14 protein-coding genes are annotated in these 20,311 nt (G+C 46.1%); 8 read left to right on the forward strand and 6 right to left on the reverse strand.

Features of this window, described 5'->3' with window-relative positions:
• Positions 1–34: 34 nt before the first annotated feature.
• The 3 genes from MHH57_RS01095 (at position 35) to MHH57_RS01105 (ending at position 5,043) form a co-directional block, all read left to right on the forward strand.
• Positions 35–1,978, forward strand: coding sequence for a beta-L-arabinofuranosidase domain-containing protein (locus MHH57_RS01095; protein ID WP_342434716.1), 1,944 nt, complete (start codon positions 35–37; stop codon positions 1,976–1,978).
• Between the two features lie 27 nt (positions 1,979–2,005).
• Positions 2,006–3,376 carry an MFS transporter gene (locus MHH57_RS01100; RefSeq protein ID WP_029516920.1) on the forward strand — a complete coding sequence of 457 codons (1,371 nt, stop codon included), beginning with the start codon at positions 2,006–2,008 and terminating at the stop codon, positions 3,374–3,376.
• 275 nt (positions 3,377–3,651) lie between these two features.
• Entirely contained in the window at positions 3,652–5,043 is a 1,392-nt protein-coding gene (locus MHH57_RS01105) for an MATE family efflux transporter (RefSeq protein ID WP_069010166.1), read from the forward strand.
• Between the two features lie 88 nt (positions 5,044–5,131).
• On the opposite strand, the gene MHH57_RS01110 is transcribed toward MHH57_RS01105, so the two are convergent.
• Positions 5,132–6,121: a zinc-binding dehydrogenase gene (locus MHH57_RS01110; RefSeq protein WP_340931173.1), complete on the reverse strand. Its 990-nt coding sequence runs from the start codon at positions 6,119–6,121 to the stop codon at positions 5,132–5,134.
• A gap of 135 nt (positions 6,122–6,256) precedes the next feature.
• On the opposite strand from MHH57_RS01110, the gene MHH57_RS01115 reads away from it, so the two are divergent.
• Together MHH57_RS01115 and MHH57_RS01120 are read left to right on the forward strand one after the other, a co-directional pair.
• Positions 6,257–7,123, forward strand: coding sequence for a LysR family transcriptional regulator (locus MHH57_RS01115; RefSeq protein WP_049816966.1), 867 nt, complete (start codon positions 6,257–6,259; stop codon positions 7,121–7,123).
• Positions 7,107–8,255: an RDD family protein gene (locus tag MHH57_RS01120; RefSeq protein ID WP_049816965.1), complete on the forward strand. Its 1,149-nt coding sequence runs from the start codon at positions 7,107–7,109 to the stop codon at positions 8,253–8,255. Before MHH57_RS01115 ends, MHH57_RS01120 begins: the two co-directional genes overlap by 17 nt.
• 160 nt (positions 8,256–8,415) lie before the next feature.
• Here the strand turns inward: MHH57_RS01120 and MHH57_RS01125 are convergent, their stop codons facing one another.
• On the reverse strand, positions 8,416–10,674 hold the full coding sequence (locus MHH57_RS01125; RefSeq protein ID WP_342434717.1) for a beta-L-arabinofuranosidase domain-containing protein: 2,259 nt from the start codon (positions 10,672–10,674) through the stop codon (positions 8,416–8,418).
• A 130-nt stretch (positions 10,675–10,804) separates the two neighbouring features.
• Here MHH57_RS01125 and MHH57_RS01130 point away from each other — a divergent pair, with 130 nt between their 5' ends.
• From MHH57_RS01130 to MHH57_RS01140, 3 genes are all read left to right on the forward strand, one after another.
• Entirely contained in the window at positions 10,805–11,698 is an 894-nt protein-coding gene (locus MHH57_RS01130) for an AraC family transcriptional regulator (protein ID WP_029516915.1), read from the forward strand.
• A gap of 153 nt (positions 11,699–11,851) precedes the next feature.
• The gene (locus tag MHH57_RS01135) at positions 11,852–12,790 is read left to right on the forward strand and encodes a YwqG family protein (protein ID WP_029516914.1); all 939 of its coding nucleotides are present in this window, start codon (positions 11,852–11,854) and stop codon (positions 12,788–12,790) included.
• Positions 12,791–13,021: 231 nt separating this feature from the next.
• Complete coding sequence (locus MHH57_RS01140) at positions 13,022–13,840, forward strand: alpha/beta hydrolase (RefSeq protein ID WP_029516913.1); 819 nt, start codon at positions 13,022–13,024, stop codon at positions 13,838–13,840.
• Positions 13,841–14,021: 181 nt separating this feature from the next.
• Here MHH57_RS01140 and MHH57_RS01145 read toward each other — a convergent pair whose 3' ends face one another.
• From MHH57_RS01145 to MHH57_RS01160, 4 genes are all read right to left on the reverse strand, one after another.
• A complete protein-coding gene (locus MHH57_RS01145) occupies positions 14,022–17,066 on the reverse strand; it encodes a glycoside hydrolase family 2 TIM barrel-domain containing protein (protein WP_342434718.1) in 3,045 nt (1,014 codons plus the stop codon).
• A 53-nt stretch (positions 17,067–17,119) separates the two neighbouring features.
• Entirely contained in the window at positions 17,120–17,944 is an 825-nt protein-coding gene (locus MHH57_RS01150) for a carbohydrate ABC transporter permease (RefSeq protein ID WP_013308300.1), read from the reverse strand.
• Positions 17,941–18,837 (reverse strand): sugar ABC transporter permease, encoded by an 897-nt coding sequence (locus tag MHH57_RS01155; RefSeq protein WP_013308301.1) that lies wholly within the window; start codon positions 18,835–18,837, stop codon positions 17,941–17,943. The genes MHH57_RS01150 and MHH57_RS01155 overlap by 4 nt, the downstream gene beginning before the upstream one ends.
• A 101-nt stretch (positions 18,838–18,938) precedes the next feature.
• On the reverse strand, positions 18,939–20,228 hold the full coding sequence (locus tag MHH57_RS01160; RefSeq protein WP_069010158.1) for an extracellular solute-binding protein: 1,290 nt from the start codon (positions 20,226–20,228) through the stop codon (positions 18,939–18,941).
• Between the last annotated feature and the right edge of the window lie 83 nt (positions 20,229–20,311).

Below are 20,311 nucleotides of genomic sequence, written 5' to 3' on the forward strand. Positions count from 1 at the left end.
AAGCGTTCTATTTACAGGAAGGGATGTTTATCCAATGAAAACGGCAAAGCCAGTTAAGCATGTCATCGTTGACGATTTATTTTGGAAAAAGTATAAGCAGGTTGTGGCGGAAGAGGTTATTCCTTATCAGTGGAAAGCATTAAATGATGAATTACCAGATACAGAACCCAGTCATGCGATTGAAAACTTTAGGATTGCAGCCGGGGAATCCAGTGGGGAGTATTATGGAACTGTTTTTCAGGACAGTGATATTGCCAAGTGGCTGGAGACGGTTGCCTTTAGCTTAAGGGATCATCCGAATCCTGCGCTTGAAGAGCGGGCTGATGAAGTGATTGAATTGTTGGGCAGAGCTCAAGCTGAGGATGGGTATCTGAATACGTACTATCTGCTTAAGGAACCCAATAATCGCTGGACGAACCTAAGAGACAATCATGAGCTGTATTGTGCAGGGCATTTTATAGAAGCGGCTGTTGCTTATTATGAAACGACGGGCAAAACGAAGTTTCTTCACATTATGGAGAAATACGTAGACCTGATTCAGCAGGTTTTTGGTACGGAAGAAGGGAAACGGAAAGGCTACCCGGGACATGAAGAAATTGAGTTGGCCTTGATCAAATTATACGACGTAACTGCAAAGGATCAATATCTCAAATTAGCGCAATATTTTATTGAACAGCGGGGACAGCATCCTATTTACTTTGCAGAGGAACAAGAACAGAGAAAACATATTCAAACAGAGCCCACCTGGAATGATGAGAACAACATTAATTTTGGTTTAGGCTTCGAATACCAGCAAGCACACCAACCTGTGCGGGAACAAAAAGAGGCAGTCGGCCATGCAGTAAGAGCGGTGTACCTGTATATTGCGATGGCGGACTTGGCCGCGAAAACAGGGGATGCTTCCCTGTTACAAGCCTGTGAAACGCTGTGGGATGATGTCACGAATCACAAAATGTACATCACCGCAGGGATCGGTTCTACTGTAAACGCGGAAGCGTTCACTTGCCATCACGATCTTCCTAATGACAGCATGTACTGTGAGACTTGCGCCTCTGTAGGGCTGGCCTTTTGGGCCAATCGTATGTTGCGCTTAGCGCCGAACCGGAAATATGCCGATGTGCTGGAGCGTGCGCTATACAACGGGACGATTAGTGGGATGGACCTGGACGGGAAACGATTTTTCTACGTGAATCCGTTGGAGGTTAATCCCTTTCAAAAATCCAGAAAAGATCAAGAGCATGTAAAAACAGAACGGCAAAAATGGTTTTTCTGCGCCTGCTGTCCGCCCAATTTGGCACGAATGATTGCATCGGTTGAGGACAATATGTACACCCAAACGGACGATACGTTGTATACGCATCTGTACATTGCCAGCAAGGTGAACATGACTTTATCTGGTCATGAGGTTGAAATTACACAAACTCATCATTATCCATGGGATGCGGATCTAACCTTTTCGATCCATGTAACAGAGCCAACTCCCTTTAAATGGGCACTGCGAATTCCAGGGTGGTGCAAGCAGGCAGAGGTAAAGGTGAATGGGGAAACCATATCATTAGATCGTCTGGAAAAAGGCTATATCGAGATTCAGCGTACTTGGAAGGACGGAGATGTAGTTACCCTGCATTTGGCTATGCCGGTTGAGCGCATTCGGAGCAATCCGCTGGTCTCCATGAACCAGCAGCAAATTGCTCTCCAACGCGGACCAGTCGTGTTTTGCCTGGAAGAAGTGGATAATGGAGCGAATTTGGCAGGATTAAGATTGACGAAGGATAGTCTTATTACGGAAGAGTTCAGCGGAAACCTGCTGGGTGGCATTGTAAAGCTGACCATAGAGGGACACCGGGTAAAAAATTCGAATGCATTATACAGCTCGGAGCCCCCTGAATTTGTTCCTCAACAAATTACCGCCATTCCTTACTACGCCTGGTGCAATCGGGCTAAAGGGGAAATGCGTGTATGGATTTATGAATCATAATTCATTCGCATGGGGAGAGGAAAGATCATGAGTACGAGAATTGTGAGTACAGAACCACCGGAAAAGGCAACCAGTACCGTTCCTTTTCATCGTAAAATCAGCTATTCATTAACGGATACGGCCGGCAATCTGTTGTACTGTGTCATTTCCAGTTATCTATTATATTTTTATACAGATGTATTCGGTCTTTCTATCGGGATTGCCGGGACATTACTATTTATCACCCGTTTTATTGATGCTATTGATGCCCCGATTTGGGGCATCCTGATTGATCGAACGAAGTCAAAATACGGCCAGAGCAGACCCTATTTTCTATGGTTAGCAATCCCGTTCGCTGTGTTCATGGTCCTTACGTTTACGACGCCCAATTGGAGTGAGTCGGGCAAAATTGCATATGCCGCCATTACGTATATCATAGCCGGCATCCTGTACACAGGAATTAGTACGCCGATTACGTCTATTCTGCCTAACCTGAGCACCAATTCTAATGAACGCGTTGTCTTGAACTCCTTCCGCATGGTCGGGGGGAATGTGGGCTTCTTCATCGCCACGACGTTTACGTTACCTTTGGTTGCTTTCTTTGGACAGGGGAATGATCAAAAAGGATTTTCCTTAACGCTCGTTTTATTTGGAATCATGGCGATTATTATGTTTTTCATAGCGTTTGCCGATTTGCGAGAAAATGCAGCAGTGAAAACGAAATCCGTTCCCATTGCCAAAAGCTTCACAGCCATCAAACGAAACTGGCCCTGGATGCTCGTTGTAGCTGCCAACTTGTGTTACTGGATCGGTTTGAATATTCGTTCAGCTACGCTCATCTTTTATCTGCAATACAATCTGGACAGTAAGGATTTAGTACCTTTAATCAATGGACTGACCTCCTTACAGTTGATCTCGATGGTTCTGATTCCGTTTTTCGCCAGAAAATTAAGTAAAAATGCGATTATGATTATCGGATTGATATTAGCTGCGCTGGGTCAAGTCGTGATTTTAATGGGAAGTACAGACTTAACTCTCATTATTATCGGCTGGATTATTGGTGCGTTAGGATCAGGCTTTGCATGTTCTATGCCGTTTGCGATGTTGTCAGATACAGTCGATTATGGGGAATGGAAAAATGGTATTCGGGCAAGTGGCTTCCTGACCTCTATTGGAAGCGCATTCTGTATTAAAGCGGGTAGCGGAATTGGCGGATTATTGCCAGCATGGATTATGGGCAGCACCGGTTACATCGCTGGGCAAGTTCAAACCCCTACGGCGTTGTCTGGCATTCAGTTCAGCTTTATCTGGCTGCCATTTATCATCTTCTTGATCGGGATCATTCCTATGTTTTTTTATAAAAAATTCGAAAAGAATGAAGCTTCTATTCAACAAGATTTGATTGCGAGAAGATCATAGACATTCTTTTAACAAGGTTTTAATGACATATTAAGGCATTATAATACTGCTGCAAAACCTGTTCACTGAGCTGAGCAGGTTTTTCTGTTATTTTCTATTCAAATGTGAGCAAGACCATTGACAGGATTTTCTTTTGGAGCAATACTTCTATGTAGAGAAAAGTGTACAGAATCAAGAACTAGACACATCTAGCCTTGCAACTTTATACATTTTTTCGCCATGAAGGCTCTTCTGTTGAAGGGTTTTTTTCAATTTGAGAAAAAGAATGTGATGATATGAGTCAACTGAGTGTAAGGATGAGAACACATGGCTTTCTGAATAAGCATTTTTCAGGAGAGTCTATTGATTATCGACAGATGATTGCGCTGTTTATCCCGCTGCTGATTGATCAGGCTTTTATCGTGGGTCTTAATTTGGTGAACACGGCCATGATTAGCTCGTCGGGGATGGCGGCAGTCAGTGCCGTAAATATGATTGATTCTTTGAATATTTTTCTGATTAATGTGTTTGTCGCAGTGTCTACCGGGGGAACGGTTGTCGTGGCACAGTATAAGGGGAGCGGTAACGACCTCATGGTTTCTAAAGCCGCATCCGGTACCATTTCCTCCGTTTCCTTGCTGGCCTTATGTATCAGTTTGTTTATGATCGTGTTGTACAATCCGATTTTGAGTGTTCTGTTTGGTTCCGCCTCGCCTGATGTATTAGCTAACGGTAAGGTATATCTACTGGGAAGTTGTATGTCTTTTGTGGGGATTGCAATCGTTGAGGCGGTGTGTGGAGCGCTGAGGGGGATCGGGAAGACGAGGGCATCGCTGGCTCTTTCTCTCATCATGAACCTCTCGTACGTGCTCCTCAATGTGGTATTCATTAATGTATTGGATATGGGTGTGCTGGGCATGACGATTGCCGTCAATGTGTCCAGATATGCAGGAGCAGTGTGCGCGCTGATCTATTTGGTCAGGGTAGATGATGACTTGCGTGTTCAGCTTAGAGATATGCTTTACTTTAATCTGGCCATGCTTAAAAAGATTTTGTTTATCGGGCTTCCCTTTGCAGCGGAGCAGATGTTTTTTAATGGGGGGAAAATTTTAACCCAAATTTTCATTGTGAGTCTGGGAACCAATGCGTTGGCGACGAATGCCATTTGCTCATCCCTAGCTAACGTGTTCCAAATCCCTGCGAATGCTTTGGCTCTTACGATTGTAACCGTGGTCGGTCAATGCATGGGACGTCGAAATGTCGAGGATGCCCGCAAGTTTACCAAATCGTTTATTTGGCTGTCGTCTTGTTCGTTTATTGTAATGGGATTAATCCTGATGCCTTTGTTTGAGCCGATGGTGGGGCTGTTTCATCCGCCTGCCGAAATCGTAGATGACATATTTGTTGTCATACTGATTAATACGTTGGCCCAGATTCCGCTCTGGTCCATTGCCTTTATCACACCCTCTGCACTAAGGGCAGCAGGTGATTCAAAATTTACGTCCCTCACCTCAATGCTGTCCATGTGGTTGTGTCGGGTGGTGCTCGGGTATATTTTGGGCATTGTGTTCAACTTGGGGATTGTTGGTGTCTGGTTGGCTATGGATATTGAATGGGGCGTGCGGGGACTCGTTTTCCTTTGGCGCTTCCGGGGCAACAAATGGGTCCAGCATCGTTTGATCGACTAAATAGGTCCACTACCATAAAATTGACTTCTGGATGAAGGCATTTTACGGTAGTGGATTTTTTTCCATTCCTATACTTCGTTCAGACTCCTTACTCTATCCTGATTCCTATATTGCCTAACTGCGCTCCCTGCTGCATACGGTGGAAGGCTTTTGCTGTGTCTTGTAGAGGAAATACGCTATCTATAATCGGATGGAGTGCATGGCGCTCCATGAACTGAAGCATAGCTGCGAATTCCTCGCCACTGCCCATAGAGGTGCCGATGATACTGATTTGAGGAAAAAATATAGACCGCAGTGGAATCTCTACTTGATCTCCTGAGCTTGCGCCAAATGTAACAATCCGACCGTTTGGCTTGAGGACATCCAAATATTTATCGAACGTAGCAGGACCGATACTGTCAAGGACCAGATCTACGGTGTCTCCGTTCATATTTTCTTTCCATCCGCTATGGCTGTCGAATGCATGATTAGCGCCATGGGCGAGGGCAGCCTGCCTCTTTGCTTCGCTGCGTGATGTGGCGCTGACCCGTGCACCTACCGCTAAAGCCATAAGCATGGCATACGTGGCTACACCACCGCCAATACCGGGAATGAGGACGTGCTCACTCTGCTGTAATTGGCCTCTTGTGAAGAGCGCGCGGTAAGCGGTCAAAGCAGACAAAGGCAGTACCCCTGCTTCTTCCCATGAAAGGTATGCTGGCTTGCTGACGGCATTTTGGACGGGGATGATAACCGATTCAGCGAATGTCCCGTCCGAAGGTCCGCCCAGAATGGCTGGAACTAAGGGAACATGATGCGTATTCTCCCATCCGATACATGGATTGATCATTACATCGGTGCCTACCAGCGAGGTTGGGACGCCAGCACCCACAGCCTCGATCACACCTGCTCCATCGGATCCGAGAATGAGTGGAGCATCGTTGGCAGCTCGATCTGCCATGAGGAATAAGTCCCGATGGTTCAAGCCTGCGGCTTTGAGTTTTACCCTCACCTCATCGTTCCCTGGCTGTCTGTCCGTAACGTCTGTATACATCAGACCCTCAGGGCCGTTTTTGCTGGCATGTATCACGGCTTTCATTTTAAAACCTCCCGTGGTGCGAATTTAGATGCAATTGCATATATATTGAATTGTACAGAGCGGCAAGCATCCGGTAAAATGAACAAAATCGAACGTGAGTATCACAAATGATCATACCAAGCAGGTGACGTATACATGGAAAGCAGTGATTTGAAAATTTTTCGGGCCGTCGCTCGCGAGGGCAGTATCACGAAGGCTGCGCAAGTTTTGAATTATGTACAGTCCAATGTGACTTCGCGGATTCAGCAGCTTGAGGCACAATTGAACGTACCGCTATTTCGCCGATCTAACCGGGGAATGACGTTAACGCCAGCAGGAGAGAATCTGCTGAAATATGCGGATACCATACTGACCTTGCTGGACGAGGCTGTAAAGTCCACTCAATATTCAGACCAGCCCGCGGGACCTTTGCGACTGGGCTCGATTGAGACGGCGGCGGTTACGCATCTGACCTCTTTATTGATGGAATATCACGCTCAATATCCTGATGTCCATCTATCGCTTATGACAGGCAGCACCCATGATCTCGTACAAAAGGTATTAAATTACGAATTAGATGGAGCGTTCGTCTATGGCCCCGTCGATGATCCGCATATAGAGCATGTTGCGGCGTTTGAAGAGGAGTTGGTGCTTATTTCGGAACCGGGAGAAAGTGATATGAGCAAGTTGCTTGCCAAGCCTATGCTGTTCTTCGATGTAGGCTGCACACATCGGGCAAGAGCGGAAAGTTTTCTGAGCGATGCAGGTGTGGATGCGTATCAGATTATGGAATTCGGAACCTTGGAAGTCATTTTGGGTGGAGTAGCCTCTGGTTTGGGAGTGTCCATGTTGCCACAATCGTCGATTGCAAAGGCAGAGGAGGCGGGAAGTATTGCTTCTCATCGTTTACCTGAGGAATATCGTAAATTAGAGGTGTGGTTTGTTCATCGGCGGGATTCGGTTTACTCCAGTGCACTGTCAGGCTTGCTCCATTGGATGAAAAAGGATGCTATACTTAACTAGGATTAAATTGACATCAGGGGTGTATCATTTGGAAGAACCTAATTTATTGAAAAATCCATCTACAGTAGCTCCGGGAGAATTTGTGAGGAATGGCGGTTATCAGCGACGAGAACCGGATAAGATGGCAGTATTATCAGAAACATACGGTGCCTCTATTTTTTTCAGAAGATGGGCGGCTTGGATGATTGACTTCATTCTTATCGTCTTTGGGTACGGAGGGCTGGTATATTTTACAGCGGAAAAAGTAGCTGAAGCGGAAACCCCAAATATGGGTATGGTAGTGATGCTCTTCCTGATCGGCTCCTTCTGCTATTATCTGTTACTGGAAGGACTTACAGGCTATACGCTGGGCAAGTTTGTACTTCGTATTCAGGTTGTGAATGGAGAAGGAAGGCCGCCAGGCATGGTTAAATCCTTGATCCGCACTCTCATACATCTGGTGGATACGAATCCGCTGCTTTTCATGGGACTGCCCGCCGGTATATGTGTGCTGGTGACACCTCGGAAACAACGGATTGGAGATATGGCTGCGAATACATATGTGGTTAAGGTAAGGGATTTGGGAAAGGTGGGCAGAAAGAAAACCGGGATTATTGCAGGAGCAATCATCCTGACGACGATCATTTCAATGGTTTTTGCTGTATCTTTAATTTCTATGCTCATTACGCAAATCATGAAGCCTGAGGTATTTACCAGTAAGGATAGCCAGTTTGCGGTTACGGCTCCCTGGAATTGGTCACGAGATAATAGGATTAATGAGGATGCGGACATCGCCATTAAAAATGAATTTACCGAAAGATATCTGATTGTATTGTCTGAACCGAAAAGCGATTTTGACAGCAGTATGACTCTTCAAGAATATAAAGGAATCATTGAGGATCATTTGGTGTCAGGAATTACGGACCCTGAATTGGGGACCGCTTCAGATATGGTGGTGAACGGATATCCTGCCATTGAGTTTACCCTAAAAGGAAAAATAGATGGGAATCTGGCCATGTATAACGTGACCACGATTGAAACACCTTCGCATTATCATCAAGTGCTTGCTTGGACCTACGCTTCCCGCTATGGTCGAGCACAGCAAGAGCTGCGCAAGATTAGAGACAGTTTCCGCGAAATGAACATGCTGTGAAGTGAACATGAAGCAATGACGATGAATCGAAGTTATAAGGAAGTAAGTGGAACAAGCAGACAGCTTATAGAAGCGTCTGCTTGTTGTTTTATAAACTTCCTTTAAAAAACGAACATCAAAACGCAGTAGGCGGAATAGTAGATTTATATAGATAATTTGATCATACAATAGAGTGTCTAATCACTCGTAATCCAGCTACTTTCGCCACTTTGCCTTGTGGATGGGCCTTGAATTGAATCGTAACTTCATTCTTGTGGTTCGTCACAGATAGAGGAAGCTCATAGACGAACGTTTCGAATTTATTCATTTCCTCAGACTCCAGCTTGCCTTCCCCTAAAATCAGGCCATCCGCAGTGATGTCAAAGTCACTATGGGGACGGCTCAAGTCCTTCAAATAAGTAACCGCCAATTGGACAGGCTCATCCGGAAGCACCTTCATGACAAAAGAGAACCAGCCCCCAGGCCAGGTATCGCGATATTTGCGGTTATAGATGGACCCTAGACCTACATGCTCTCCAGTAAAGGCATGATCCCGTTCAGGCTGCATTTCGGCAGGCTGCACAACGTCCACTGTAAGTCGTTCCAGCTCTAGCTGATACGCTAACGCGGTACGATATTCTGCCTCGGTTGCTGTCCATTCGTCCTTGGAAAAGAGATCCCAATAGACGGTATATGAACGATCATACATCTGATAAAACGGACGAAGCTGCAAGTCTCCGATATAGCCTAAGTCGGTCATATGGAATGTATTAGGCTCGTTCCCGTCAGCAATCAGCTTCGTTGTCAGGGAATCGGTCGATCCGATCAGAACAGACGCAAGCAGACGTTCCTCGTTGGACTCCTGTTCAACAGGGCCAAGGTCCCCAGCCAGTACAAGCGGGCCGTACATAAAAGCAATTCGGTGTGGATTATCCGGCATTTCCTCGACTCTCACGGTCATAGGAATATCGTACTCGATCGTATCCCCATTGCTCCATTCCCGTTCCATTACAACGTAGCTGGTAGGACAGGCCTCTGTGACGTACTCTTCCCCGTTGATTTTAATCAGCATCCCTTGCTCCGCCCAGTGCGGGCATCTTAGCTTGATTGCGAAGGATTTGGGCTGCTTGCTGATAACGCGCAGCGTTCCCCGTCCATTTTGCGGAAAGAGAGTGTCTTGTTTGAGCTGTACGCCCATCTCGTCCCATGTCACAGTAGAAGGGACATATTGATTGACATAGATCGCTTCTGGCGTGTGAAAATAAATTGCAGTGCCGTACATGGAGTGACTTTCCATACCGGACCCGACACAGCATGTGAAATCCTCATATTGAGAATTAAAGGACTTGTGTCCTCCCATTTCCAGCGATACAAAATAGCACACACGTCCATCTACAGGCTGCTGTGAAGCTAGAATATGATTGAACATCGCTCGTTCATAGTAGTCGGCATAGGCTGCATAGGCGTCCCACTCGAACATATGTCTTGTTAATTTCAGCATATTGTAGGTGTTACAAGTTTCACAGGTACCTTCGCCCAAACGGTCATTCAGCTTCCCAGGTTCACCAAAATGTTCATTATAACTATTGCCGCCGATCACGTAGGAATGCTTGTGAACCACCCGATCCCAGAAAAAGCGAGATAGGTCCGCATATTGCGGTTTCCCCGTCATTTCAAATTGCCGTGCAGCGCCAATGATTTTGGGGATTTGCGTATTGGCATGTCGCCCTGCCAACGTATCTTGGCTATCTGCGAGATCATTTAACACCTCTCCGTGATAAAAGCGTTCCGCCAGACTCAAAAAGCGTTCTTCTCCCGAATGTTCCGCCAGATCGGTCAGCACCTCGTTCATACCGCCAAACTCGCAATGCAGCACCTGCTGCACCTGATCATCGTCCAGTCCTTGAAGTACATCCTCCAGCCAGTTGCCGAGTTTGATTTCTATAGACAGGGCCTTGGGATGATGCGCCAGCAGATGGGCATCACGCAAGCCCGCAAAAAGTTTGTGCATGGTATATAGCGGCACCCAGCCACCGTTCAGATCAAAGCCCTGGGAGCGGATATCTCCGGCTTTTACTTCCTCAAAAATCTCTTTCCCACGTGGAATGCCGGAAATGTATCCGTTTCCATGACTGTTTTGGCATATCTCCAGTTCGTCGACTACATAGTTCACGCGTTCCAACAGTCTTTCGTCGCCTGTGGAGGCAAACATCAGTGCACAGCCGGACAGGTAGTGACCGAGTGTATGTCCGCTGATGCCACGCGCTTCCCAGCCTTCATAGTGAGCCGCTTTGGGCTCCAGTCCCGCATATTCACGAAAGCGCGATAATAAACGGTCGGGTTCCAAGCTCAGCAGGTAGGCCGTATTCAGTTCCATCGCATGTAAAAGTGGGCCGGAATCAATTCTTACTTTATGCAAGTCAAAAGCTTTAGCTTTCAAAATCATCGCTCCTTAGCTAAGATGAAAGTGTATATTTCTCCACTACATTAGCATTGGAATCGCGGTATGTCAGTAGCTTAACCATACAATGGGTGGACAAATCCGAACATGAATCTAAAGAGGCGATAACATGACCTATCTAAAAGTAAATGTAGATGCTCCAATCCAACTGATCTCCGCAGGCGAGTTTGTTTCCGAGGTGCCTTGGAAGCATATGAGTCGCTCCATTGATAATTTTGAGCTGATCCTGGGTGTCCAAGAGACGGTATATATACGAGAGGAACGGGAGGATTTTGAAGTAGGCGAGGGAGATATTCTATTGCTTTACCCCGGTCGTACGCATAAAGGATACCGGGAATCGTTGCCGGGTGTAAAATTTTATTGGTTTCATTTCGATGTTCCCGCGACCCCGAATGTACTATCTAATGAGGAAATGAAGCAGGAAACAAGTGCTATGAATGGACTTTTGCAGCGTCATGGCAAGATGCGGGATATCTATTTACCGCAATGTGTACAGGCAGACAACGGGGATCGGATTCATATTATCGTCAATCAGATTTTGCATGTAGCCAACTCACATTATCTTACGTATCACAGTGCCAATTATTTGTTCACCTCGCTGCTGATCGAGATATCAGAACTGGCGCTTAGCCGCTTGCTTTCCAATCCTGCTCATTCACAGGGGAATGTGAGTTTTAACAAAATTATTGAGTGGACCCGAATTCATGCCGAAGAGCCGCTGACCGTGACGGATTTAGCTCGAAAATTCAATTATAACAAGGATTATATCTCTCGTTTGTTCAAGCAAAACACAGGTATGCGCCCCTTGGAGTTCATTCACAGTATTCGTATCAACAAAGCCAAAGAGTTGATTTCCCGTACAGATATGAGCATTAAGCAGGTTGCCGAAGAGGCAGGCTATACCGATGAGAAGTATTTTATGCGTTTGTTCAAAAAGAGAGCCCACATGACTCCTTCCCAATACCGGAATGCCTATCACAAAACATTTATGAACAATGTCTAGTGCATTTCTACTAAAAGTTGGGTGCCACCGTCCATAGGAGGCAACCGGTGCAGTATTTGGTCAATTGACGGAGTCACTTAATATGGTAATCTGAGGGAAGGGTTTAAATGGTAGCAGGCTATGTTATTACTTGATGAAAAAGGGGCGAGCGAGATGCTACAACCACCATTAAAGGATGAACTGACTCGAATACTGGAAGGGTATTCACTGGATGAAGAGTTAAAAGAAGAGATTCATCAGGAAGCTCAAGCTGCTATACAATTTCATGTGGAGCATGAGGAAAACTACGAACACATTGGAAATAGTCGGATCGCCGGCTATCCAGATCTGCCACCCACGATAGAGTGGCCTTGTAATTCAGACGGGGAATATTATACGTTTATTGCTCAAATTAATTTGAGTGAGCTGCCTTTTTCACCATTTGAGGGATTGCCTCATCAGGGCATACTATACTTTTTTCTTGGGCTGGATGAGCCCGCCTATGATATTGACCATAAAATCTTTTACTATAACGGTGACAGCAGCGCTTTGCAGAAAACATTACCGCCCGCTGGGTGCGTAGAGGTTTCGGCAGAGCAACGAGATTTCACCGCCTATGCGATTTCCTTTCAGCCGATTATTATCCTTCGGTCGGAGGGTGAGCTAGGAGATATTCTTGTAGATCAGTACGAAGAGCTGTATGAGCTTGTATGTGAACAAAGTGACACGGTGTGGGGGCAGCATCAGTCTTTTGCCGGGAACACTCGGCGCGATGCTTATCTGTGTCGAAACGGGCTAAAGGGTTTACTGTTTAACTGGCATAAGAGTGAGAGTCAGATTCATAAGGAAATCGAGCAAGCTACGCATAGGGGGAGTACGGATTATGCGGAGCATTTACGATCCGAAGTGCTGCCTCAGCTACAAGAATATCAAACGAATCGGGAAAAGCACGATCAGGCTTCGGAAAATTGGCATGTTCTGCTCTCGGTCTCTTCTTTGGACGAGGTTGGTATGTGCTGGTGGGACGCGGGGTATTTGGAGTTTTTTATAGATCAAAGGGACTTGAAGAACCTTGATTTCACGCGAACGTATGTCAATCTGGCTACGAGCTAGCTAAAGTTCTAGACTGGGAAAATAAAGTATTAGACGGACGTTGCTTCATTCAGCTCACGGGCAGGTTAGTTTAACTCTAGAAATAAGAAAAGGGAACAAGCGTTCTTTACATGTGTTATATATGAGTATATAATCAAAACGAACCGGAGATCTGTTTTTTTTTTGATAAAACAATGTAGATTCTTCTTTGGTGTAAGAATTTTATAAATAACTCAATTTTGGAGGGTCTGTATGCCATATTGTAAAGTCAAGAATGCCAATATATATTACGAGGAAATTGGTAAAGGCAAACCGATTATAATGATTCATGGTTTTACACCAGACCATCGGTTAATGAGTGGGTGCATGGAACCGATATTTGAAGGTAATTCCGATTGGCGTCGTATCTATCTTGACCTGCCTGGAATGGGACAAACAAAGGATTACGATCAGATATGTAATTCAGATGATATGCTAGAAGCAGTTATAAATTTTATTGAAACTCTTGTCCCAAACGAGGATTATCTCATAGCAGGCGAATCGTACGGTGGATATATTACAAGGGGAATAATTAATAGACATAAAGATCGTATTGGTGGAGCTGCTCTGATTTGTCCATTAATTATTCCTGAACACAAAAGAAGAATACTGCCCGAGCATTTTGTTGTTCATTGTGATCGCGAGTTTATGGGCACCTTAAGTGAAGAGCAAATAAGTGATTTTAGCGCAAATCAGGTCGTTCTCAATGAATATAATTGGAAAAGGTATTCTGAAGAGATAGTGGCAGGTTGTAAGATCGCTGACTACGATTTTCTTAGCAAGATTCAAAGAAACTATGGGTTTTCCACCAATATAGATAAATTAGTTTTTGATAAACCAACAGTATTTACTCTTGGGCGACAAGATGCAGTCGTTGGTTACATAGATGCTTTTAGAATTTTAGATAATTATCCTAGAGCAACCTTCGCCGTTTTAGATCGAGCAGGGCATAATCTTCAGATTGAACAGGTTCTATTATTTGAGTCACTTATGCGTGAGTGGCTTGAAAGAGTAACAGAGTTTGGATTTTAGTTGTATATTAATCCATGAACTAACGGGAAACGTTGATTCAATGAAACAACGAAAACCTAGGACTTTATTTTCTGCTGACAGTATGATTGGAATGATAAAATGCAAAGGCCCTTCTGGCTTTCCATCAGGGAAGCAGCGGAAGGGCTTTTGTTATATATACTTGCCTATACGGGGAGTTTATTTATATCCGCTGCACGGTGAACTCGAATTCCAGCATTTGATCGGCTGTAATTTGGTATTCTTCATGTACCGGGGCTCCCCAGCTATCGTCACCGCCTACGCCCATTTGCTTGCCAGCTACGGTGACAACGGTATAGTACACGTTGGGTAGCTCATATAGATGGTAGGCACTTTCCAGCTCAAACGCTGTATACGGCGAAATATTACATTCCACAGGCGCGGTGGCAGGTGCAGTAATGCGAATGCCTCGCTGGGAATCGTCGGTAATATCGACACGGCGCACGCCTGTACGATTGCCGGATTCCTGCGGCACGACATACCCGGATACGTTATCCGCAGCTTCGTTGCGGAATACGCCTAGTCTCGCGCCAAAGGCACGGTCGATGTAATTCTCTTCCGGTCCCATCGCGTACCAGTCCAGATGGCGGTAGTCTGCCGGAACCTTGAACGAAAGGGCAAAGATCGGCAGGTTAGGCAGTCCTGAGACGCCTTCATAAGTCGATTTTACGTTCAGACTGCCATCTGCCAAGACGGTGTAGGCTACCGTTACCTGTGCGTCCGTATGAATGCTCAGCGTGTAGCGGAATGCAACAGTTACACGGTCTGTCTGCTCTTCCGTGACCTCGATGCCCACGCATTTACGTGTCAGACTTGCAGCGAACCAGCCACCGGCTTCAAAGCCCAGTGCGGTTCCCCGATCATTGTCTGTGGTCGCCCGCCAGAACAATGGAGCAGGAGGTGTAGCGATCATCTCACGTCCGGCGTAGCGAAGTGAAGTCAGGCTACCTGCTCCTTTGGAGAACATGATACTGAAATCTGCACCGTGAACGCCAATATTTACATCGCCATGCACCACTCGTAAGGCACCGACCGTAGGGAGCTGCAGCGGATTTGGATCTTCCACGATGAAAATATGCTGTCCGAAGGCCACTTCGTGTCCAGCCTCAGCCCAGAGCGTCGCTTCCTTCAAAACCAGAGCGGTGTGAATGACGTACTCACCGGGCTTCTCGTCTGTGCTTGGGAACGTCAGTGGAATATACGCTTCGGTCTGAGCCGCCACATCCACATGAATGGCATTACGTGCGATCTCTTGGCCCTCATGCAGCAGGCTGTATACAAGCTCGTAGTCCCCCGTTCCTTCGAACAGGTTTTCATTGCGAATGGTTACACCGCTGCGATCCGGGGTGAGCTTCAAATTTTGGTACAGGAATTTGACCTCCTGCATCTTCGGTGAAACCTTCCGGTCCGCATAGACAATTCCGTCCGTACAGAAGCCATAGTCTGTTGGACGGTCATCAAAATCGCCGCCGATCGCGAGGTACTCGCGTCCGTAGCGATCTTTTTTCATGACCGCCTGATCGATGTAATCCCAAATAAAACCGCCCTGATACAGCTCGTATTTGCTCTCCAGCTCGGTATACTTGTGCATGCCGCCTACGGAATTACCCATCGCATGCATATATTCGCAACTGATGTACGGTTTTTGCGGATTGTCGTTCAGATATTGCTCGATATCTGCGGGTTTGGCGTACATCCGGCTCTCCATATCGCTGGTATCATCGTACGTACGGTTGTGAAACACGCCTTCGTAGTGCACTAGACGGCTCGGGTCGGTGGTTCGGAAATAGTTGGCTACATTGCGCAGCACTTCACCTGCATACGACTCATTGCCGCAGGACCAGATCAGAATGGACGCATGGTTTTTGTCCCGTTCTAGCATGGAAATGGCGCGATCCATGACGATATCCTGCCACTCAGGCAGATTAGCGGGAATATTCCACGATGGCTCGACGGCGCCGAGTTTTTGCCAGGAACCGTGTGTTTCCAAGTTCATTTCATCAATTACATAGACCCCGTACTCATCGCATAGCTCATACCACAGCGTCTGATTTGGATAATGAGAGGTGCGGACAGCGTTCATATTGTTCTGCTTGAGCGTCCGAATATCCCACAGCATATCTTCACGGGAAATCGCACGTCCGGTGCGAGCGTTAAATTCATGGCGGTTCACACCTTTAAAGACGATACGTTTGCCGTTCAAATACATGACCTTGTTGATCAGCTCAAATTTACGGAAGCCGATTTTTTGTGGAATGACTTCCACGAGCGATCCACTGGCATCATAAATTTGAATGAACAACGTGTACAAATAGGGTTTTTCCGCGCTCCACCGCTGCACTTGCTCCAAGGTTGCTGACAGTGAAGCCGTGCCATCCGTAAAGTCAGCTTTCAAAGAAGCTACAACATGACCGGTAGCATCTTTCACATCGACAGTTGCATAGGCCGTTGCCGGCTTTTCCAAGGTCAATTTCAGTTCCAGAAGGCCCTGCGTGTAGGAAGCATCCAGATCTGCCTTGGCATGCAGGTCACGTACGTGAAGCGTAGGGATGGTATAGAGGTACACATCTCTGAAAATACCGGAAAAACGCCAAAAGTCCTGATCCTCCAGCCACGCCCCCGTACTTCTTTGATAAACCTCTACCGCCAGCTTGTTTTCGCCTGCTTGCAGGAACGGTGTCAGTTCAAAATCAGATGGTGTAAAGCTGTCCTCGCTATAACCGACAAATTGTCCGTTCAACCATACATAGAAAGCCGACTCAACACCTTGGAAAGAAATGAACACAGGCTGCGCGTCGGAAGCCATATTTTCCGGTAAAACAAAGCTTTTGATATAGCTCCCGACCGGGTTGTGATCCTCCGGAATATGGGGTGGGCGAACGTCCGAATGTCCGTCCCATGGATACATCGTGTTCACGTACTGCATTTGGCCAAAGCCTTGCGTCTGAATGTGACCCGGTACCTGAATATCGCTCCAGCCGCCGTACTCAAAGCCAGGCGCATAGAACTCTACTGGACGACTGGCTGGATTCGTTGCATAGTTAAATTTCCAGCTCCCATTCAGGCTATGGCGCCAAGCCATATCAGCTTGCTGCTCCGCTTCCTGAAGCGTAGCGTAATATTTGTGATCGGAATAGGCGGGCAGCCGATGTACAGCAAATTTGGTTACGTCGGTCAGCCAGTCCAGACTAGGGGGTTGGATGGTCAAGGCGAACACTCCTTATTTTTAAAATTGAAATGAAGAACGTACACAGAAATCTGCTATTTTACCGAACCCACCATGCCCGCTACAAAGTGTTTCTGCATCAGGAAAAATACCAGTGCAGTCGGAAGTGTGGACAGGACAATGGCGATCATGATGACACCGTAATCCGGTGCATAGCTGGAGCCGAGGTTCGAGATCAACAGCGGAATCGTTTGATTTTCCGGCGTTTGCAGCACAATCAGAGGCCAGAGGTAGTTGTTCCAACTGGACATGAATGTGATGATCGCGGCAGCGGCATAGGTTGTTTTCATTGTAGGCATGTATACCCGGAAGAACAGACCCAGCTCGGACAATCCATCCATACGACCTGCCTCCAGTAGATCTTTGGGAAACATCTTGGTGCTTTGACGGAAAAAGAAGATCAGGAACGCCGTAGTTACGGTCGGAATGACGACAGAAGAGAGCGTATCAATACCGATCCACGGTATGACATTAGAAATGCTGCCGAACATCCGGTAGAGCGGGATCATGATCGCCGCAAACGGAATCATCATAGACATCAGCAGGATATTGAAGACAACGTCTTTCGCTTTACTTCTGTAAATTTCAAAGCCATAACCAGCCAATGACGCGATTAGCATAGCCAGCAGCGTAGTTGAGATGGAGACTTTTGCAGAGTTACTGAGTGCGGTAACGATGTCCACTTTTTCAAGCAAATTGTGCATGTTATCCATCAGATGGGAGCCAGGCAGCAGCTTGCCCTTGGTCACATCGACCGACAGGTTCGTGGCGCTGGATAGCATCCACAGGAACGGGAAAATCGAAACGAACGACACAAGGATCAGAAAGGCGTACGTAAATGCTCTTTTTGTTTTCATCATTTTTTCTCACCTGCCACTTTGAACTGGATAATCGACAAGATAATGATCATAATGACGATGGAATAAGATACGGTCGCCGCATAACCAAAGTCGGATGAATACTTGAAGGACAGATTGTAAATATATTGCGAAATTGAAGATGTCGCGTTCCCTGGCCCACCTTTGGTAATATTCATAATTTCATCGAAGAGTTGGAGTGTACCAATCGTTGATGTAATCGAAGTGAACAGGATAATCGGCTTAAGCAGTGGAACCGTAATGCTGAAGAACTGTCGGATCGGGGAAGCTCCGTCAATACGGGCCGCTTCGTAGATGGAACTGTCAATGTTCTGAAGACCGGACAGGTAAAAGATCATATTATAACCAGTCCAGCGCCATGTGATCGCGATAATAATCGTAACCTTGGCCCAGAAAGGATCTGTAATCCATTGGATGGGCGTGCCAATCACGTGCAGATTCAGCAATAAGGAGTTTACCAGACCGTCGGACGAGAACAGGTACTTGAAGACAACGGAATAGGCTACAAGGGATGTGATACACGGCAAGAAGATAGCGGTGCGGAAAAAGCCCTTGAATTTCAGGTTTTTATCATTCAACAATACCGAAATGAACAGAGCCAGAATGACCATCAAAGGCACCTGGAAAATTAAATAGATAAACGTATTCTTCACGGCGGTTATAAACATTTTATCGGTGAAGAGTCGCTTGTAGTTATCAATGCCGTTAAAGCTCAGATTAGACCCTGTACCTGTCTTAAAGGACAAGATAAGCGCCTGAATCATCGGATAGAAATAAAAAGCGGCGATCATGATCACTGCGATGGATATGAACAACCATCCTGTCATACCTGCTTTGAGACGTGTTGTAGTTATTTTGGGCGCGGCTGTCTTCATACCATGTCAACTCCCTGTGCAGCAATAAAACCTTGAACTCGCAAGCCCAAGGTTTTAAGTGCTTTTCGTTTTATTATTTAGCCTTGGCTAGATGGACTGTCTTATTTAAGCTGTGCTTCCGCTTGTCCTTGAGCATCTTTCAGAACTGCGTCTACATCTTTTCCGTTCAGATAGTTTTGAATTTCAACGGTCATGATATCCTCAATGGCATACGTATGCAGGCCATAATTGACTTTTGGAACTTGTTTAGTCCATTCTGCAAATTTCTTGTATACTTTGTCGCCTCCGAAGTACGGATCTTCCACGTCATAAGCTTTACCGCTGGAAGCTGCGTTCAATGAACCGACAATTCCAATTTTGCTCAGCATATCTTGATACAGATCTGTATCTGTTCCGAATGTCTCTTTCAGGAAATCAGCAGCGGTATCTTGACCGTCCGAGTTAAGGACATACCAGGAACTGCCGCCGAGGCTGGAAGCATTCACGGATTCAGGTATATTTTTCAGCTTAGGGAAAGGAACAACAGCCCATTTACCGGATTGCGAAGCTTCTGCTTTGATCGAAGGTGTAATCCAGTTACCTGTAGGTACGGAAGCAACTGCACCGCTGTTGAATGCGGCCAAGAACTGACTCCAGTCGGCATTCATTTTAACAATGTTAGCGTCGAACAAGGATTTGTACGTCAAGAGAGCTTCTTTCAGAGCTGGATTACCAGCCAGGTTTGGTGTTTTACCGTCTTCTTTCAGGTACCATGAACCTGCGGTTTGGATCATACCGCGGATCAGACCGAGGTCATTCGGATCTTGAGTCAGCATTTCTTTGCCTGTTTTTTGTTTTACAGCTTTACCAATTTCAATAAATTTGTCCCAATCAATATTGGTTAGGTCCGCTACTTTGTATCCGGCTTGTTCCAGATAGTCCGTTCTTACATACAGTCCCATAACACCGGAGTCGAATGGAACACCGTACTGCTTGCCGTTGTAGCTAGTCGGTCCAATTTTATAATCAGCAAAGTCGGATGCTTTGATCGTGCTGCTCATATCATGGAAGGAATCGGGATAGGCTTGCAGGAAGTTCTGTGCCCGATAATCCTCGATCAGAACCACGTTCGGCAATCCTTTGGTAGAACCGGAGTTAAGGCCGGCATTCATTTTTTGTACGATATCGTTTTGAGCATATTCAACAATGTTTACGGTTACATCTGGATGTTTGGCAACGTAGCGATCTTTTGCCAGCTTCAGGGCTGCGATATTAAAGTTCGGGTCCCAAGCCCAGACGGTGATTTCTTTTTTGCCTGAATCTGTGGTTGTAGCTGCTTTCTCGGAATTGCTGGAGCATGCGGATAGCAAGATCAAGCTTGCAATCAGCAGAAGGAAAGTCATTTTTTTCATTTTGTTCAACCCCTACTCTTTTTTTATATGTTGCTTGCCAGTTCTAAATCTCTTGAATGAAAGCGGTTACCTTGTTTGTAAAT

This window comes from Paenibacillus sp. FSL H7-0442, assembly GCF_038593105.1.
Taxonomy (GTDB): domain Bacteria; phylum Bacillota; class Bacilli; order Paenibacillales; family Paenibacillaceae; genus Paenibacillus; species Paenibacillus polymyxa_D.